Source organism: Salinimicrobium oceani (assembly GCF_012037645.1).
This window is the reverse complement of the sequence record NZ_JAAVJR010000470.1, coordinates 1-493: the sequence shown is the minus strand read 5'-3', so window position 1 is coordinate 493 and position 493 is coordinate 1. Positions and strand designations below refer to the sequence as shown.

Here is a 493-nt window from a genome sequence, read left to right as displayed (position 1 = left end):
GCATGTAGGGAAACTTTAATCTATAAATTTAAGGATTTACCAGAGGTGGAAACAAAAAAAAGAACAATTCAGTTAGAATTGCTCTTTTTTAACTCAATTTAAACAGAAAAAAGCTACTTCTTCATCCAATGTTTGAAATTTGTTTCTTCAGAAATAACCTTTGAAAGTTCAGAAACCGGAACACGTTTTTGTTCCATGGTGTCACGATATCGAACTGTTACTGTTCGGTCTTCCAAAGAGTCATGATCTACAGTGATACATAACGGCGTCCCCGCAGCATCCTGACGGCGATACCTGCGGCCAATAGCGTCTTTCTCATCATATTGAATATTGAAATCCCACTTAAGCTCATCTATGATCTCCTGTGCCAGCTCGGGCAGACCATCCTTTTTCACTAGCGGCAGCACTACCGCCTTAACAGGAGCAAGAATAGCAGGTAATTTAAGGACGGTCCTGCTGCTTCCGTCTTCTAACTCTTCTTCTTTTAAAGAGG

Annotated in this window: 1 protein-coding gene; it reads right to left on the bottom strand. The window is 40.6% G+C overall.

The genetic code is table 11. The annotated features are described in order from the left end of the window. Nucleotides 1-113: 113 nt before the first annotated feature. Nucleotides 114-493: His/Gly/Thr/Pro-type tRNA ligase C-terminal domain-containing protein (locus tag HC175_RS17785; protein ID WP_235942669.1), on the bottom strand; the 380-nt coding region annotated here is incomplete at its 5' end.